The sequence below is a fragment of the Pseudomonas sp. 3-2 genome (assembly GCF_019710535.1).
Classification (GTDB): Bacteria; Pseudomonadota; Gammaproteobacteria; order Pseudomonadales; family Pseudomonadaceae; genus Aquipseudomonas; species Aquipseudomonas pharyngis.
The window spans coordinates 1721017-1738987 of sequence record NZ_CP081200.1 but is presented as its reverse complement, the minus strand read 5'-3'; the positions used below and the strand labels follow the sequence as shown (position 1 = coordinate 1738987).

The 17971-nt window shown below is 61.1% G+C and carries 12 protein-coding genes; all 12 read right to left on the bottom strand.

The genetic code is table 11. From position 1 onward, the window contains the following. Positions 1-28: 28 nt before the first annotated feature. A complete protein-coding gene (gene pseC, locus K3819_RS07855) occupies positions 29-1186 on the bottom strand; it encodes a UDP-4-amino-4,6-dideoxy-N-acetyl-beta-L-altrosamine transaminase (RefSeq protein ID WP_221398972.1) in 1158 nt (385 codons plus the stop codon). Beyond that, positions 1183-2184, bottom strand: coding sequence for a UDP-N-acetylglucosamine 4,6-dehydratase (inverting) (gene pseB / locus K3819_RS07850; RefSeq protein WP_064594325.1), 1002 nt, complete (start codon positions 2182-2184; stop codon positions 1183-1185). The genes pseC and pseB overlap by 4 nt, the downstream gene beginning before the upstream one ends. A 30-nt stretch (positions 2185-2214) precedes the next feature. Next, positions 2215-5130, bottom strand: coding sequence for a TIGR00180 family glycosyltransferase (locus K3819_RS07845; RefSeq protein ID WP_221398971.1), 2916 nt, complete (start codon positions 5128-5130; stop codon positions 2215-2217). Positions 5131-5185: 55 nt separating this feature from the next. Beyond that, positions 5186-5923: a cephalosporin hydroxylase family protein gene (locus tag K3819_RS07840; protein WP_064378606.1), complete on the bottom strand. Its 738-nt coding sequence runs from the start codon at positions 5921-5923 to the stop codon at positions 5186-5188. A 17-nt stretch (positions 5924-5940) separates the two neighbouring features. Continuing rightward, positions 5941-7014 carry a class I SAM-dependent methyltransferase gene (locus K3819_RS07835; protein WP_085611543.1) on the bottom strand — a complete coding sequence of 358 codons (1074 nt, stop codon included), beginning with the start codon at positions 7012-7014 and terminating at the stop codon, positions 5941-5943. After that, complete coding sequence (locus K3819_RS07830) at positions 7011-7862, bottom strand: NAD(P)-dependent oxidoreductase (protein WP_085611544.1); 852 nt, start codon at positions 7860-7862, stop codon at positions 7011-7013. Before K3819_RS07830 ends, K3819_RS07835 begins: the two co-directional genes overlap by 4 nt. After that, positions 7859-9085 carry a class I SAM-dependent methyltransferase gene (locus K3819_RS07825; RefSeq protein ID WP_221398970.1) on the bottom strand — a complete coding sequence of 409 codons (1227 nt, stop codon included), beginning with the start codon at positions 9083-9085 and terminating at the stop codon, positions 7859-7861. The genes K3819_RS07830 and K3819_RS07825 overlap by 4 nt, the downstream gene beginning before the upstream one ends. Further along, entirely contained in the window at positions 9082-9642 is a 561-nt protein-coding gene (gene rfbC, locus K3819_RS07820; protein WP_085611546.1) for a dTDP-4-dehydrorhamnose 3,5-epimerase, read from the bottom strand. Before rfbC ends, K3819_RS07825 begins: the two co-directional genes overlap by 4 nt. After that, positions 9639-10721: a CDP-glucose 4,6-dehydratase gene (gene rfbG / locus K3819_RS07815; RefSeq protein WP_011333026.1), complete on the bottom strand. Its 1083-nt coding sequence runs from the start codon at positions 10719-10721 to the stop codon at positions 9639-9641. Before rfbG ends, rfbC begins: the two co-directional genes overlap by 4 nt. Beyond that, positions 10703-11476 carry a glucose-1-phosphate cytidylyltransferase gene (rfbF, locus tag K3819_RS07810; protein ID WP_221398969.1) on the bottom strand — a complete coding sequence of 258 codons (774 nt, stop codon included), beginning with the start codon at positions 11474-11476 and terminating at the stop codon, positions 10703-10705. The genes rfbG and rfbF overlap by 19 nt, the downstream gene beginning before the upstream one ends. Positions 11477-11722: 246 nt before the next feature. Then, positions 11723-14131: a calcium-binding protein gene (locus K3819_RS07805; RefSeq protein ID WP_221398968.1), complete on the bottom strand. Its 2409-nt coding sequence runs from the start codon at positions 14129-14131 to the stop codon at positions 11723-11725. A gap of 223 nt (positions 14132-14354) precedes the next feature. Continuing rightward, the gene (locus tag K3819_RS07800; RefSeq protein WP_221398967.1) at positions 14355-17948 is read right to left on the bottom strand and encodes a glycosyltransferase; all 3594 of its coding nucleotides are present in this window, start codon (positions 17946-17948) and stop codon (positions 14355-14357) included. Positions 17949-17971 lie beyond the last annotated feature (23 nt).

The following is a 17971-nucleotide window of genomic DNA, read 5'->3' as shown; positions in this document are numbered from 1 at the left end:
CGTTTTCCATCCACCGCCACGGCGGCAATCATTCAGTCAACCGACGCAATTGCTCGACCACGTAGTCCTGCTGCTGATCGCTAAGCAACGGGAACAGCGGCAGGCTGATCGCTTCGGCGTAATAACGCTCGGCTTCGGGAAAGTCTCCCTCGGCAAAACCCAGATCACGATAGTACGGCTGCAAATGCAGCGGAATGTAGTGCAGGTTCACGCCGATGCCGGCGGCGCGCAAGCCTTCGAACACCTGACGGTGACTGAGGCTGATGCGCTCGGTCTGCAAACGCACCACGTAAAGATGCCAGGCCGATTCAGCCTCCGGCTGAAGGCTCGGCACAGTCACCGGCAAGTACGCCAGCAAGCTGTCGTAACGCGCGGCCAGCTCCCGGCGACGGGCGATGAACTCGTCCAGCTTGCTCAGCTGCGACAGGCCCAGCGCGGCTTGCAGATCGGTGATCCGGTAATTGAATCCCAACTCGACCTGCTGGTAATACCAAGGGCCGTGGCTGGGTTCGGTCATCTGCTGCGGATCGCGGGTCATGCCGTGGCTGCGCAAGCGTTGCAGCCGCTCGGCCAGTTCCGGGCGATTGGTCAGCACCATGCCGCCCTCGCCGCTGGTGATGATCTTCACCGGGTGGAAGCTGAACACGGTCATCGCGGCAAATTCACCGCAACCCACCGGGCGCCCAGCGTAACGAGCGCCGACCGCGTGGGAGGCATCTTCAATGACGGTGAAGTTGTAGCGCACGGCCAGTTCGGCAATCCGCCGCATGTCGCAGCTCTGCCCGGAGAACGCTACTGCCACCAGCACTTTGGGCAAGCTGCCGTCGCGCTCGGCGGCATCGAGTTTGCTCGCCAGAACTTCAGCATCGAGGTTCCAGGTCAGCGGGTCGATGTCCACGAAATCAACGTCGGCACCGCAATAACGCCCGCAGTTGGCCGACGCGAGAAAGGTGTTCGGCGTGGTCCACAAGCGGTCGCCCGCGCCGAGCCCCGCCGCCAGACAGGCAATGTGCAGCGCCGCCGTGGCGTTGCACACCGCCACGGCGAAATCAGCCTGGCAACGCTCGGCCATCGCCTGTTCGAAACGTTCGATGGTCGGCCCCTGGGTCAACCAGTCGGACTGCAACACCTCGACGACCGCGTCGATGTCCGTCTGGTCGAGGCTTTGCCGACCGTAGGGAATCATACCGACAGCTTCGCGTGCAGGTCGGCGATCTGCCCCACCGAAAGGAAGTGCGGGTTGGTGTCGGAGCGGTACTCGAAGTCTTCGCCGACCGGCACCCCACGCTCGCCGAGTTTGTCCTCGGCGAAATCCACGTCGACGCTGGTGAAACGGATCGACGGCTGGATGGTGTAGTGATCGGCAAATTCCAGGGTCATCCGCGCATCGTCCAGCGGCACCATCAGTTCGTGCAGCTTCTCGCCCGGGCGGATGCCAACGTTCTTGTGCGGCAGGTGCTCGGCCATTCCCCGCGCCAGATCGACCACGCGGATCGACGGGATCTTCGGCACGAACACTTCCCCGCCGTGCATCCGCGCAAAGCTGTCGAGCACGAATTGCACGCCGTGATCGAGGGTGATCCAGAAGCGGGTCATGCGCTCGTCAGTGATCGGCAGCTCTGTCGCACCGTCGGCGATCAGTTTGCTGAAAAACGGCACCACTGACCCGCGTGAACCGGCGACGTTGCCGTAGCGCACCACGGCAAAACGCGTCTGCTGTTCGCCGGCGATATTGTTGGCCGCGACGAACAACTTGTCCGACAGCAACTTGGTGGCGCCGTACAGGTTGATCGGGCTCGCGGCCTTGTCGGTGGACAGCGCAACGACTTTCTTCACCCCGTTGTCGATGGCGGCGGCGATGATGTTTTCCGCGCCGTTGACGTTGGTGCGGATGCATTCGGTCGGGTTGTATTCCGCCGCCGGCACTTGCTTCAACGCTGCGGCGTGCACCACGTAATCGATGCCGCGCATGGCCTGGCGCAGGCGATCAGCGTCGCGCACATCACCGAGGAAGTAACGCATGCACGGCGCGTTGAACGTCTGCTGCATTTCGTATTGCTTGAGTTCATCCCGGGAGAACACCACCACGCGCTTGGGCTGGTATTGCTCGAGCAGGCGCGCGATGAACTTGCGACCGAACGAGCCGGTGCCACCGGAGATGAAAATCGATTTACCGTTGAACATGTCTTGAGTTCCGTTCCTTGTACGCCAGGCCTAGGCGATCAATTGCGCCCAGTTCAGCGAAGCGCTGTCGTTCAGCACAAAGCCTTTGCCAGTCAGGCTCAGGTTGGCGTTGTACGCCTGATCCTGAGCGAACGCCGTCGCCCATTTTTCCTGCAATGCAGCCAGTGCCTGATCAGCCTGGGCGATATCGCCCTGATGGATGACTTGCACCGATGGCGTCCAGACAGTCAGGTAGCCGGCCTGACCGGCCTTCAGGCACAGGTCGACATCGCTGAAGCCGGCAGCGAACGTGTTGTCGTCCAGACCACCCAACGCCTCGAACAATTCTTTGCGCACCATCAGGCAAACGCTGGAAACCGCCGTGTAGTTCTGGTCCACGGACAACCGGTACAGATAGCCTTCGGCGTCGTGTTTCTCGCCGACGAATGCCGAGCCGACACCACCGTTCATGCCCAGGATCAGACCGGCCTGGCTGACCTTGCCGTCGCGGTCGACCAGTTTGGGACCGACCACACCGATTTCCGGACGCATTGCATGGTTGAGCAGCGAGTCGAGCCAGTTCGGATTGACCACTTCCGCGTCCGCCGCCAACAGCACCAGAAACTCGCCTTGAGCCTGCTGGCTGGCCGCGTTGCACAGCGCGGCCGTGCTGAGCGATTGATCGGCGCGCAGCACGCTGACTTTCGGATGCTGATAAGTCCCGAGCCAGTCATTGACCTCGGCCGATTGCGAAGCCGTGGTTGCAATCAGGATTTCGTACTTGTGATAGCGGCTGCGCAACAGCACGCCTTCCAGGCAGCGTTGCAGAGCAGACAGATCGTCCCCGGCCGGGATAACGATCGAAACCAGAGGGCGATCACTATGGTGATAATCGATCTGGTAGACCCCCGGCACCGCCGACGTGACCTTGGCCTTGTAACCGCGATTGCCCAGATGACGCAGCAATGCCAGACGCTCATGCGGATTCTCTTCAAGCTCCGGCGCCTGAGTGATCAGCAGCGGCTCATCGAGGTGCGCCAGGCTGTTCAGGCCACCCTGTTCAATGATGCGCAGCAGCAGATCGAACTCCAGCGCCTTGCTGAAATCGGCCCGGTAGCCGTCAACTTCCAACAACACTTCACGCCGTATCAGCCAGTGCCGCGCCATCAGGCCCGGCAGGCTCAACAACAGGTCGAGATTGAAGCCCGGACGGAACACATCCATCAGCGCACCGTTTTCCCGGCGCTGAATCTCGTCCGTGGACACGGCGCTGATACCGCCAGCGTTCATCAGCTCCAGGCTGGCGCGCAACAGGCCGCCGGCAGTGAACTCATCCCCCGCCTCAGCCAGAAGCAACCAGTCGCAAGGCGACTGACGAGCACTCTGGTTGAGCTTGTCGACCAGATTTTCGGGAGTCACGCGGACAAAGTGCAGCGTGTTCTGCGCAGTGGTCGCCGCCGGTGCTTCACCGGTGGTGAACACGACAATGCGAAATGCCTTGCATTGACCTTCGAGCAGGCTGTCGAGGCTGACCTGCAACTTGTCGATGTCGTCATCCATATCCAGCAGGAAAATGCCGAATTGCGGACCACCACCGTTCACGGCCAGATGTTCGGCAATCGACCCGATCTGCACCGCATCGGCTTGACGCGACTCCAGCCACTTGAGCAGACGCCCGGATTGCATCTGGTCGAACACCTGATGGTGATCGGCGACGGTCAGCGTTTCCAGACGTGCGATCCAGTCACGCATCTTCAGCGCTTCCTCACTTTCGCCAGACAGCTCCAGTTGCTCGGCCAGGCGCTTGGCTACGGTGCGGTTGAACGCATTGAGATCATGGGCCTGCCACAGACGGTCGAGCACGCTGGCCGGGGTATCGTTGTTGCGCGCCTGGATCAGGTGCGCCTGACGCGTCCACACACCCTCGAGTTTTTCCAGTTGAATGCGCCCGGCCGGCATCGCGTGCAGCATGAATTCGAACTGCTCCAGACGATCGAAGAATGCCTGGTTGTAGAACGGCATTTCGACGTACTGCAGGGGGCCGAAGCGGCGGTCCGGCCGCTTGAGCTCCTGGTTCCACGTCGACTGGATAATCAACTCCGCCGTCAGGGCGCGGCCGCTTTGCAGACTGTCGACCATCGCCTCGAAACTTTGCAGGGCAAACGCCTTGCCCTGCTCTGCGTTCAAGTCTTTGATACCGGTTGGCAGACCCGCGAGGAACTCGGCGAAGGCTTCGCGTTCGGCCACGGATTTCGCATCGATATAGGTCAGCGAGTGGTAGACCTCTGTGCTGTGCTCAGAGTTGCCATAGTTGATCTCACGAACCACATACGGGATCGGCAGGATTCGCGCCTTGGCACTGGCCAGCAGGAAATATACATGGCCGATTTCCTGCCACTGGAAACTGGTGCCCGGCGGCAATGCCGAATGCCAGGTTTTCATCAGGTCGGTACGGGTGACCGCGTAGAACGGCGGGATGTACTGACTCATGTAGTCGACGACGCGGTCCTGCGCCCGTTCGGACGCATAGTCTTCCTGCACTTTCTTGTCGCGGCGGTAGTAGCTCACGCCACCGCCCAGCGTCAGGTACATCATGCAGTAACCGTGGCACATGCCGTAATCCGGATTCGCCTGCAGGAAGCCCACCGACTCGGCCAGCGAATCGTGCAGGATGAAGTCGTCGTCGGCCGCCAGCACCATGTACGGCGTGGTCAGTTGCTCCACGCCATAGGCCAGCTTGGCCTGCATGCCCCAGTAGGCGAACTGCGGCACGTGTTGGTAATCAACTGCGGAGAAGTCGCCTTCCGGCCGCTCGGCCGTGGAGTCCAGCACCATGATTCTGCAGGGCAGGCTGCTGTAATACTTCACCGCCCGACGCAGGAACGCCGGACGATTGTGCGTAATCAGCACTACGGTCAACAGCTCGTTGAGCGGTAGCGTCAGTTCAGAACTGTACTTGCCTTGCATAACTTCTCTCCACAACCGGCGACTCGCCGAGACAACGCTTTGGTGATGTTGCGAATTAACGAACGCGACGCAGATAGCCGTCCGGCGCCACGGTGATCAACAGCTTGTTCTGCAACTGCACATCGATCTCGAAATCCTTGTTCTCTTCCAGGTATTTCCAAACGGCGGTCTTCGGGTTGTCGCCCGGACCCCATGGACGATCCGGGAAGAAATCGGCCGGCATGTCTTCAACCACGGTGTCCATCACCACGCAGTAGCTGTCGACCGAAACCAGTGGCGCGTAGAGGCGCAGCTCTTCGAGCACGTGGTCGTGGGTGTGGTTGGAATCGAGCACCAGAATGACTTTCTTGCCTTCGGCGGCAGCGCGAACCTGGGCGGCGATGGCCGGGTCGATGCTCGAACCTTCGATCATCTTGATGCGCTTGCTCATCGGGTGGCTTTCGATGGCTTCGCGGTTGTGCGCACGGATGTCCAGATCGATGCCCAGCACTTCGCCGTGACCTTGCAGTTCCAGCAGGGAGGCGTAGTAGATGATCGAACCGCCGTGGGCGATGCCGCACTCGATGACCAGATCCGGTTTCACCTGCCAGATGATTTCCTGCATGGCCATCATGTCTTGCGGCAGCTGGATGATCGGACGGCCCATCCACGAGAAGTGGTAGCTGTACTTGTGCTTGGCCGATTCGTTGAAGAAATCGCGGGCCAGGCCGGTGAGTTTCTGGTCGTCACCCTGCTGGGCGATCTGCTCGCGGCATTCGGCTTCGAAAGCTTTGTTGATGCTGTTGTCGGTCATTTTCAAAATCTCAAGGGTCACTGGAACGAAGCGCTGTCGACGGCGTGATAGACGTAACGTCCACCGGTCATCCGCTTGATCTCTTCGAGGTAATTGGAATTCATCACAAACAGGTTGGCGCCCTCGGGCAAGGCGTCCATCGCCTCTTGCGGCGAGGACACCCGGGCGCCGCTCAGGGGCAGGTAACGCCCCTGCTTGGCTGGGTTGATATCGACCACGCGATCCACCGCCACGCCGGCGCGTTGCAGGAACAGCGAATAGATCACGCCTTTGGACGAGGCGCCCCAGATCGCCGAACCCTGCTCGGGTGCACCCTGGATGATCTGCACCGCGCGCTCGAGGCTGGCGGTGAAATCGTCCGGCAAGGCCAGGCGTGGCACCGGTTGTTCCGGGGTCAGGCGCAACGTGGCAAGGTCAGCGACGATGTACAGGTATTGGCCACCGAACAGGTGACCGGCCTCGTGCACGGTGCCGAACATCCGGCGCAGGTCATCGAGGCGGAAGTAATTGACGTGCTCGTAGAACAGGTCGAACCAGGCGCGGTGTTCGAGGATCCAGTCGAAGCACGGCACTTCGATGTAGATCTGCCCGCCACCCTGATTGGCTTCGGCGATCACCGCCAGAAAACCCAGCGGATCCTGAATGTGTTCCAGCACATGACGCAGCACGATGGCGTCCGCCTCCAGGCCCAGGCCTAGGGTGAACGGGGCCTTGATCACGTCGGCGTTCTCGCCTTCGTAGGCCGGATCGATGCCGGTGATGCGATAACCCAGGCCCTTGAGCAGCTCCAGGAAATAGCCTTTGCCGCAGCCGACTTCGATCAGTTCCTGACCCTTGAAGTGCCGGGCAATGATGCATTCGACATCGCTCAGGTGCTTCTGGAACTGGCCGGAATGCGCCTGCTCGTTCTGGTAGTCGGCGTCGTAGCTGAGCTTGTCGGCGTCGAACGCCGCATTGAAGATCAGACCGCTGCGCTCATCCTGCACCAGCAACATGTCGGCGCTGGCCGATGCCTTCGCCGATTCGGGATCGGCAAAGGTGCGGTTTTGCAGCACCGGCAGGTCGGTGACCCGATACAACTCGTGCCTCATTGCGGCTCTCCCAATAACTGTTGCAGGCGCTCGGTCACCGCCCAGAACGCCAGCGGTTCGTGGGTCGGATACGGGTAGTGGCCGAGGTTCAGGCCGATGGTCGCGCCGCGTTCACGTACGCGCTGTTCAACCAGTGCCCGCACCGAAACCGGCTGGCCGCTGGCGCAGTTGATCGTGCCGTCGAAGTCGCGTTTGCGCAGGATCGCGGCGAGGTACGCGGTAGCCGTTTCAATCGCCAGGAAGTCCCGCAACTGTTCACCCGCCGACATGTTGAACGTCGTATCGCCGGCGTCGATTGCCCGGTCCAGCGCCGCCAACAGACTGTTGGGGTTCTGCCCTTCACCGTGCAGGTAGAACAGCCGTGCCCATTGCAGGGTGAACGGATACTCCTGCTGCAGATTTTGCAAAAACAGGTGCAGCGTGTGCTTGGCCAGACCGTAGGGATTGGCCGGCTGCGCGTCGTTCTGTTCGCTCAACGGGCCGCTCTGCATGCCGTACTCGAAGCACGTGCCAGTCACCAGCACCTGCTTCACGCCCGCCTCTACCGCGCCTTTTATGAAGCGGTAGTCAGCCATCAGGTTGTGCTCGAAATGGAACAGCGCCCGATAGTTCGGCAACCCCGGCCAGGCCAGGTGCGCGAGTGCATCGACGCCCTTGGTCAGCGCCGCGACATTCAGATCCGCCGCGTGAATATCCGCGCTCACGAACTCGACGTCTTTGATCCACGGCATGTCCGCAGCTTTCTGCACATCGCGCGCAACCGCCCGCACCGTGCAGCCACGAGCCAGCAACGCCGCGACCAGATGACGACCGACGAAGCCCGTGGCCCCGGTGACCAGAACCTTCACAGCACGCTCAACTCAGGCACGGCGATCACGAAGCGTCCGCCCCACTGACGCACCTGAGCCAATTGCTGACTGACTTCGTGCAACAGGTTCCATGGCAGCACCAGCACGTAATCCGGCTTCTCGATATCGATCTGCGCCGGCGCGACAATCGGAATGCGGCTGCCCGGCAAGAACTTGCCCTGCTTGTGCGGGTTGGCATCGGCGACCCAGGCCAGCAGATCCGGTTTGACCCCGGCGTAGTTGAGCAAGGTGTTGCCCTTGGCAGCGGCGCCGTAACCGACTACACGCTTGCCATCGGCCTTGGCCTGCAACAGGAAACGCAGCAGATCATGCTTGATACGTTCGGCAGCCGGCGCCAGCGTCGCGTAGTACCCGGAGGTTTTCACCCCAGCGTCGAGCTCGGCCTGCAACTGCTGTTGCACGGTCGGCTGCACTGCGCGGCGTTCGCCATCCTTGCGCTGGACGAACACCCGCAGCGATCCGCCATGGGTGGTCAGCTGGCTGACGTCGAACACTTCCAGGCCGTTGCGTTCGCACAGGGTCTGCACGGCGGTCAACGACAGGTACGAATAGTGTTCGTGATACAGCGTGTCGAACTGCGCGCCGGCCATCAGCGTCAGCAGTTGCGGGAATTCGAAGGTGGCGACGCCGGTCGGCTTCAGCAGCGTTGCGAAACCGCCGAGGAAATCGTTGATATCCGGCACGTGAGCGAGCACGTTGTTGGCGGCCATCAGGTCGGCGGCCCAGCCTTCGCTTTTCAGCTGTGCGGCGGTGTCGCGACCGAAGAACAGTTCACGAATCTCCAGACCTTTTTCCCGTGCTGCCTGCGCGGTGCTGCGGGTCGGCTCGACGCCCAGGCACTGGATGCCTCGACCGGCCACGTATTGCAGCAGGTAGCCGTCGTTGGCGGCGACCTCCACCATGCGGCTGTCGGCGGTCAGGCCGAAGCGCTCGACCATCTCGGCCACGTAGCGCTCGGCGTGAGCCAGCCAGGTACTGGAGAACGAACTGAAGTAGGCGTACTCGGCGTCGAACAGGCTGTCGGCCGAGGTGTAATCCTCGGTCTGCACCAGCCAGCATTGCTCGCACACGGCGACCTTCAGCGGTACCCATTGTTCGGCCTGCTCCAGCCGATCGGCATGCACGTAGGCGTTGGACGGTGGCGAGGTGCCGAGATCGATCAGCGGCAGGCTCAGCGGTGCAGCGCACCCACGGCAGTTCATAGACGCACTCCAGCAAAGTGTTGATCGAGCGCGGGATGGCTGGAATCACGCGCTGACAAATTATTGACAGGCAACGGCCAGGCAATCGCCAGCCGTGGATCGTTCACCGACAGACCGCCCTCGTGCTCCGGCGCGTAATCAGCGCTGTGCAGGTAAAGCAGCTCGGCGTCTTCGGTGAGGGTCTGGAAACCGTGGGCGAAGCCGGCCGGAATCAGCAGGCTGCGTCCGTCGCCGGCCTTCAGGTGCTCGGCGTGCCAGTGCAGGAAAGTTTCCGAGTCCGGGCGCAGGTCTACCGCCACGTCCCACACTTCACCGCGCAGGCAGGTGATCAACTTGGCTTCCGGCGCATTGGCATTCTGGTAATGCAGACCGCGCACGCTGCCCTTCTCGCGGGTGCAGGAATGGTTGATCTGGCGGATGTGGAATTCGCTGCCGAACGCTTTCAGGCTGCCTTCGCAGAACAGCCGGGCGAAGTGCCCGCGCTGATCTTCGAAGCGTCTGTGCTGGACGCTGAACAACCCGGCCAGCGGCAACGGTTTCAAGGAAAACTCGCTCACAGCGCGCCCCGGTACAGGTTCAGTTGGCCGAGGGTCACGGTGCGCATGTCGTCGCCGTTCTGCCACGCCAAGTGCCAGTCGAGGGTCTGGGTCAGGCATTGCTGCAACGTCCAGCGCGGTTGCCAGCCGAGCACCTGACGGGCGCGGCTGCTGTCCAGGCGCAGCAGACCGGCTTCGTGCAGGTCGCTCTTTTCGAGGCGCAGGCCACGGGCCTGAGGCCAGCGGTTGGAGAGCAGTTCGACCACTTCGCCGACGCTGCACATGTCCGCTTCACCCGGGCCGAAGTTCCACGCTCCGGCGTATTCCGGGCCTTGTTCGTAGAGCCCGGCGGCCAATTGCAGGTAGCCGGCCAGCGGCTCCAGCGCGTGCTGCCACGGGCGCACGGCTTGCGGGTAACGCAGGGTCACCGGCTCGTCTGCCGACCAGGCTTTCAGGACATCGGGAATCAGGCGTTCTGGGGCGAAATCACCGCCGCCCAACACGTTGCCGGCGCGCGCGGTGGCCAGGGCCAGACCGTGCTCGGCGTACTTGTCGGCCGGGAAGAACGATGCCGCGTAAGACTGCGCCAGCAACTCGCAGCAGGCCTTGCTGCTGCTGTAAGGATCGTGGCCACCGAGGGCTTCGTCCTCGCGGTAGGGCCACAGCCATTCCTTGTTGGCGTAGACCTTGTCAGTGGTCACCAGCACGCAGGCCCGCACGCAACCGACCTGACGAATCGCTTCGAGCAGATTCAAGGTGCCCATGACGTTGCTGGAATAAGTGCCGAGCGGATCGCGATAGCCTTCGCGCACCAGCGGCTGTGCTGCCAGGTGCAGGACGATCTCCGGCTCGGTGTCGGCGATGATCTCGAGCAAGGCGCCCAGATCACGCAAGTCGCCGCGCTGATCGTTGATGCCTTCGCTCACGCGTGCCAGTTCGAACAGACTCGGCTCGGTCGACGGATCGAGGGAAAAACCGCTGACCTGCGCACCGAGGCTTTGCAGCCACAGGGTCAGCCAGCTGCCCTTGAAACCGGTGTGCCCGGTAACCAGAACCCGCTTGCCGCGCCAGAATTCCGGACTCAGTCCCATTGCTTCCATGGGGCCTCCCCGCTCTGCCACAGCGCTTCGAGATGGTTCTTGTCACGCAGAGTATCCATCGGATGCCAGAAGCCTTCGTGCTCGAAGGCTTTCAGTTGTTCGTCCTGGGCCAGGCGAGCCAGCGGCTCCGCTTCCCAGGTGGTTTCGTCACCGGCGATGTACGACAGCACTTTTGGCGACAGCACGAAGAAGCCGCCATTGATCCAGCCGCCGTCGCCGCGCGGTTTTTCGGTGAAGCCGAGGACCTGATCGCCATGGCGCTCAAGGGCGCCGTAGCGGCCCGGCGGCTGCACGGCGGTGACGGTCGCCAGACGGCCGTGACCCTTGTGGTAGTCGACCAGTTGCGCAATGTTGATGTCGGAGACGCCGTCGCCGTAGGTGAAGCAGAAAGCCTCTTCATCCTTGAGGTAACGGCCGGCACGCAGCAGACGGCCACCGGTCATGGTTTCCTCGCCGGTGTCGATCAGGGTGACGCTCCACGGCTCGCTGTAGTTCTGGTGAACGTCCATGCGGTTGTTGCGCATGTCGAACGTGACGTCGGAGGTGTGCAGGAAGTAGTTGGCGAAGAAGTCCTTGATCGCGTAGCCCTTGTAGCCGAGGCAGATCACGAAGTCGTGGATTCCGTGGGCGGAATACTGCTTCATGATGTGCCAGAGAATTGGCTTGCCGCCGATCTCGATCATTGGCTTGGGCTTGAGGTGCGACTCTTCACTGATGCGCGTGCCGAGGCCACCCGCCAAAATAACTGCCTTCATCGTCTCCCCTCTTCTACGTCACAGGGCTCGGCCTCGCTGTTGCAGGCCTTTGCGGCTGAACCTTTGCCAGTCCGGGCGCAGGTGAATGACCGCGAGCGCTCGTTTTATGGCGATTTGAGGGGGACTTGCAGGAAACGCGCCAGCTCCGCCAGCCCTGCGTCAGCGGGAATGCAAGGCATGAAAAAAGGGATGAGTCCGTTGCCGGAATCATCCCTGTCATCAAGCTACTTCAGTGAATTGCGCGGATCAGCCAAACATCGCAAATCCGTCGACCGTGGCCGGCAGGTCGTAGACCTGACCGTCAGCGGTCTGCAGATGCTCGATGTTGTTGTACCCGGCGTACCAGCCCTGCAGTTTCACACCGCTGTCAGGAACGCCGGTGCTGCCGTCGTTGGCGCCATGCAGGTAGGCGTCGTCACCGATGCGAGTGACGTTCAACTGGCTGAGATTGGCGATGGTGTTCAGAATCAGGGTGTCATTCAGACTGATGCCACCATCCTTGATCGTCACCAGGCCAGAGGTGTTCACCACATAGGCGTCATCCCCTTCACCACCATCAGCAACGCCACCGGACTCTTGCTGGCCGAAAAGGTTGAGAATCAACCGGTCGTCCCCCTCACCACCGAACAGCGAATAGGTGCTGCCCTTGCCAGTCAATACGTCGTCGCCGACGCCGCCATCGGCGACGCCGTTGACCACGGTCAGGGTGTCGTTGCCAGCCTCACCGAAAGCCTGGGTGCCAAGGTCGTTTTCAGCGCTGACAATCACGTCATTTCCCAAACCGCCATATAACTGATCGGCCTGCGCATCGTCGGCCCCGCCTTCAAGGCTGAACGGTCCGATGTCCGACACCAGTCCGCCGTAGAGCGTGTCGTTGCCGTCACCGCCATTGATCAGATCGCTGCCGCGTCCGCCCTCCAGGTAGTTGTCGACCTCATTGCCGATCAGCGTGTCGTTGAAATGGCTGCCCATCACGCCTTCGATATTGGTCAACTGGTCATCCTGCGCATCGCCACCGATGTTAATGCCGGTTTGCAGGTTGACTTCGACCGCTGTCGCGCTGGTGAGATACCAGAGACTGTCGTGACCATCGCGGCCATCGACCACGTCCCCACCACCCCCACCGATGAAGGTGTCATTGCCGGCGGAACCGATGAAATAATCGAAATACTGACTGCCCTCGATCAACTCGATCCCGTTAAAAACAGGTACGGGATTCCATGGCTGGTAGGCAGCACCACTGAGGTCGAAAACTATCGGCATGTAGGCGTATTTGTAGCTGAGCAAATCCTGACCCGCTCCGCCATCCAGGCCGAGTTCCCAAACCCTGCCACTGGCGTAGAAAGTGTCGCCGAAGTCACTGCCACGGATGATTTCGATGTTCATGTACATATCGCCTTCGGCAATCCCGGAGAACTCTCGGGTCGCCCAGTTCAGCGTCATGGCAACTTTGCTGTCACCGTAGCTGAGCACATCGATACCGTCGCCACCGTCAAAGCTGTCGCCGTTACCACCGCCATACAGCACGTCATTGCCACTGCCGCCGACGATGAAGTTCCAGGTGTCGTTGCCGTAGCCGGTGAAATCACCGGTCCCGGTGTAGGTCAGATTTTCAACGAACGACTCCAGATGCATCGTCGACAGGCTGGTGTAAACGTGATCGGTGCCACCCAAGTAACCCTCGATTTCTTCGATGATTACGCCGGCACTATTGATGGTGTAGACATCATCCCCCCCGCCACCCGCCAAAGTCACACCACCGATGCTGGCTGTGAAGTGATCGGCCAAACCGGAGCCAATGATTTTTTCGATATTCAACAACCTGGAGTTACCGCCGATCTCGATATCCACCGGATAGGAGTATTGATAGCTGACCGTGTCGTAACCCTCGCCACCATCGAGGATAAACGCCTGGTCCTCAGGCTGATTGAAATAGAACACGTCGTCAAAGGCCGAGCCCTGAATGGCTTCGATACCGGTGAAGGTGTCCCCATAAGCGAAGGTCAGCCAGTCGAAGTTGGTGTAGTCATTGAATCTCACGCCCTCCGGGCTATCGCTGTAGCTGACGGTGTCGAAACCATCGCCGCCCACGAAGTGGTCGGCCCCGTCGCCGCCCCACAGCCAGTCGTTGCCGGCGCCACCGACGATCTCGTTGTCGGTGTCACTGCCGTAGGCCTTGAAATCCCCGGTTCCGGTGAAGGTCAACTGCTCGATAGAGGCATTAATCTTGATGGTATTGAGGCTGGTACGCACTTCGTCGTGGCCGCCGTAGCCCTCGTGGTCATCTTCGAGGATGGTCACGCCTTCGCTGCCGACGATGTACACATCGTCGCCCCAGCCTCCGTCCAGCGTCACACCGGAGAGGTTGGCGGTGAAGGTGTCGTTTAGATTGGTACCGATGACTTTTTCGATATTGAGCAAGGTATCGCTCTTGCCGTCGACACCCGTGACAGTCGACGCACCCGCGCCGATCTCGACATTTACCGCCGAAGGAAGCCCGCTGTAGTCCGCCGTATCAAAGCCTTCCCCACCATCGAGCAGATCCGATCCGTCGGTCGCCATCAACTGATCATCCGACTCCAGTCCGTAGAGTTCGTCATTGCCATCGGTGCCCAACAGGATGTCCGCGTCACTTGTTCCATTGATTACTGACATTTGCTTCTTCCTTGCATTGTTGTTGAAACCGGAAACCTGCCTCCCGGGCACAGGCCGATCACGCCAGCAGCAACCGTCCGAGGTCAGCGAATAGAGAAGTATCGACAGGAAAATTCCGATTCTTGAGGCTCTGCGGTGAAAAAAGTATCGACACCGATACAAACAGAATCTTGAAGACGCAAAAAAGGCGACTCGAAAGTCGCCTTTTTTTCAGCAGTGCCGGTCAGTCCGCCAGCCAGCCGTTTTCCCAGTACCGCAGGTTGTCGCCGCGCAGCACGTAGTCGCGCAGTACGACTTCACGCAGCTGATCACCCATGCGGTAACTGGCATCCGGATCAGCCAGGTGCATGCGGATCGCTTGCAGCCACTCCTCGGTGGAGTTGGTCTTGACCCGGGTGCACGGCAGGTAACCCTGATAGGCCTCGGTATCGGTGCAGACCACCGGGTAGCCGCACGCGCCGTACTCCAGCAGGCGCAGGTTGCTCTTGCAGTCGTTGAAGATGTGGAACTCCAGCGGTGCCAGGGCCAGGTCGAGGTTGAGGCTGGCCAGTTTCGCCGGATACACATCCAGCGGGATCACGCCGTGGAATTCATGCATGTACGGACGCAAGTCATCCGGGCACATGCCGAAGAACACCCAGTCGACCTCGTTTGCCAGTTCACGAACCACATCGGCAATCACCGCCAGATCACCGTGGTGGCTGGTGCCGCCGCCCCAGCCGACCCGCGGCTTTTTCGAGGTGCGACGCTGGCTGCGCAAGTCGGTCCACAAGTGCCGCGACAACATGTTCGGTACGACCCGGATGTCGTGATGCATGTCCGACAGAACGTTGGCCAGCGGTTGGGTAGACACCACCACCCGATCGCACAGACCGATCGCCCGCCGCACCAGCCGCTCCATTTCCTGCTTGTTCGGCATGTTGCGAATGTGCGCGTTGCGATGAGGGACATCGATGACATAGTCATCGAGCTCGTAGATCCGCCGGGCGTTGAAAAAGTTTTTCAGCGGTGGAATTTCATCGATGGCACTTTCCGAATAGCGCCCCTGCAATACGATCACATCGGGGGCCTGCCGCTCGATGTCGATGATCGAAGGCAAACCGTAGCAGATCCGCCCCTCGGCACGGTTGGCCGCCTCCAGTTCGATCATCGGTTGGCTGATGCGATAGTGACCAATGGCGGAAGCGTTGATGGGCACCGCCAGCACATTCGGCAACTGTTTGCGCGAAAACGGACTCCAGCCGGTACGCAGGCCCGGCTCCAGACTGAAGCTGGTCGCACCGACACCCTGCACCGCCAGATTGACGTTGAACGCAGGATCGCGCGCAATCAGTGGCAACCAGCGCTTGTAGAACGTTTCGTGCTCCTGAATCTGCAGTTGCTCTTCTTCTGCCGTGGCCTCGGCCGTCGGCCGCGCGCCCAGGGCCAGCATGGCATAAGGAGTCCAGACCACCAGGTAACCTTCCCGGCCGACGCGCAGACACAGATCCGCCACATTGAGGGCCTGCGCCAGATCCTGTTCGTCGAGCCCGTTGACAGCTTCGTAGACAGACTTGCGAATCATCAGGCAATCACCGCCGACCGCACTCAGGTCATGCACCGCCTGCAAGCGGAACATGTACCCGTCCGCCTGCAACGACTGACCATAGAAAGGCAATCCCACGGCGCCTTGCATGCCCAGAATCAGGCCGGCATGCAGTACGCAACCGTCCGGATTGTACAACTTGGCGCCGACGACCCCGACTTCCGGACGCTGCGCATGATTGAGCAGTTCGTCCAGCCAGTCGGACTGGGTGATCACCGCAAAGGTATTGAGCATCAGCACGTATTCGCCGCGGGCCTGCCCTACCGCAAAGTTGTGCGTGGCGGCTGCATTGCCCTGTTGCGCGAAGCTCAGCACGCGAACCCGGTCGCTGCCCAGTTGCGCCATGCCGTCCAGCCAGGCCAGCGCTTCGGCACTGGTGCTGCCGTTATCGACCAGGAGCAGCTCGTACTCGGTGTAGGCGGTTTTTTCCAGCAGCGTCTCGACGCAACGCTGCAAGGCGGCGGTCTGGTCCCGGGTCACAATGATGACCGACACCAGCGGACGCCGGGCGTGATGATAGTCGACACGATTGAGCAGCTCGCAGCTGCCACGGCGAATGTCGTGGGCCAGACCCAGACGCTGCAGATGCGCTTCAAGCACGCGCGGATTCTGTTCGAGGACGCCCGGGGCCGCCAGCCACTTCGACAGGTCGAAAGGCGACTCCAGCATGACCTCGGCAATGTGGCCGACAACCTGTGTGCCATCGCTCTCGACCAGACGCCACAACACATCGTGCGGCGCGAGCTGAGCGAAGTCAGGTGCAAAACCACCGAGCGCCAGAAAACGCTCACGCTCGAAAGCCAGTGCCCGGCCCACATAAGGGTAGCTGCGCATCAGGTCGAGGTTGAAATCCGGCTTGAACGCAGGTTCTGCCGACTCCCCGTCACGCAAGCTGCCCTCGTCGCTGTACAGACATTTCAGTGACGGGCAATGCACGATGCGCTCGGCCATGACCAGCAACGCCGGCGCCACCAGCCGATCACCCGCCTGCAACAGGTAGAACCAGTCGGCTCCCGCCAGTTGCGGCAGCAGCGTATTGATCTGCTCCATGCCGTCGTCTTGCAAAGGCATGCGGAACACCCGCCCGTCCAGCTCGGTTTCGGTACACGAGGCGGACAGGACAAGGATCAGCTCCGGCGGATAATCCTGAGCGGCAAGCGATGCCAGTGTGCGTTCGACACTGTCACGACTGCCCTGCCCGTCGATGACAATCGGCACGATCCGTGGTTGATGCGACCAGCCGGCCAGGGTTTCCGGCAGCAACGTGCGCTGACCTTCAGTCAGCACTCGGCAATTGAGCCACTGAGCGTAGAGCTCGGCAAAACTCCAGCTGTCGATGCCGACACTCCACTCCTGACGGCTCTGTTTGGAGCCCAGGGTGCGACTCAGCGGCAGCTCTTCCCAGACCCGCGGAGACTCATCGGCCTTGCTCAGCGGAACATAGCGAACCCATCCCGGCGCCGGCGCGGCTTCGCCGCTGCGCGATTTGAGCATCTGCAGCATCCACTCACGCTCGACCTCGAGCGCGTCTTTCATCGGCTGTTGCGCACTCAGACGTTCCGGGTAGAGCCGCTCGGCGCTGAGCACGTTGTTGGAGACGGCCAGATTGCCGCGCCGCAGCAGGCAGACGTACAGGGCAAAATCCAGCGACGCGACGAAGCAGTGACCTTCCTGAGTCAGCGCCGGCAACAGCTCTTCAACGTCGGCACGCCGGAACAGTGCGTTGGTGAATCCACCGAGGACGTTGACCGGGAATTTCTCGAAGATGCCCAGCAGATCGTCGCCCTTGAACAGACCGCTGTGCGGCGACAACGATGTGTTTTCCAGGCGCGCGGGCAGGATGATGTCCTGCGCATCCCAGAACAGTCGCTGGGCCAGTACCAGCCTGACCTCTTCACGCATCATCTCCTGGGCCTGCTGCCGGATGCAGTCGGCATACAAGTGATCGTCGTCGCACAGGAACTTGATGAACTCGCCCTGCGCCTGACTCAGGCACGCCTTGAGGTTGCCGATCATTCCCAGGGTGCGCGGATTGCGCACGTAGCGCACCTCGACGCCGGACTGCTCGATGACCGACGCGACGATGCGTTCGATCTCGGAACCCCGACTGTCATCGCAGACGATGATTTCCAGAGGGCTGTAAGTCTGGCTGACAGCACTGTTCAATGTCCGCTCGAAGAAGCGCGGATTGAAGGCAGGAATGACGAGGCTGACAAGGGGAAGTGAATTCACGGCGGACTCGCAAGCGGCGGGAA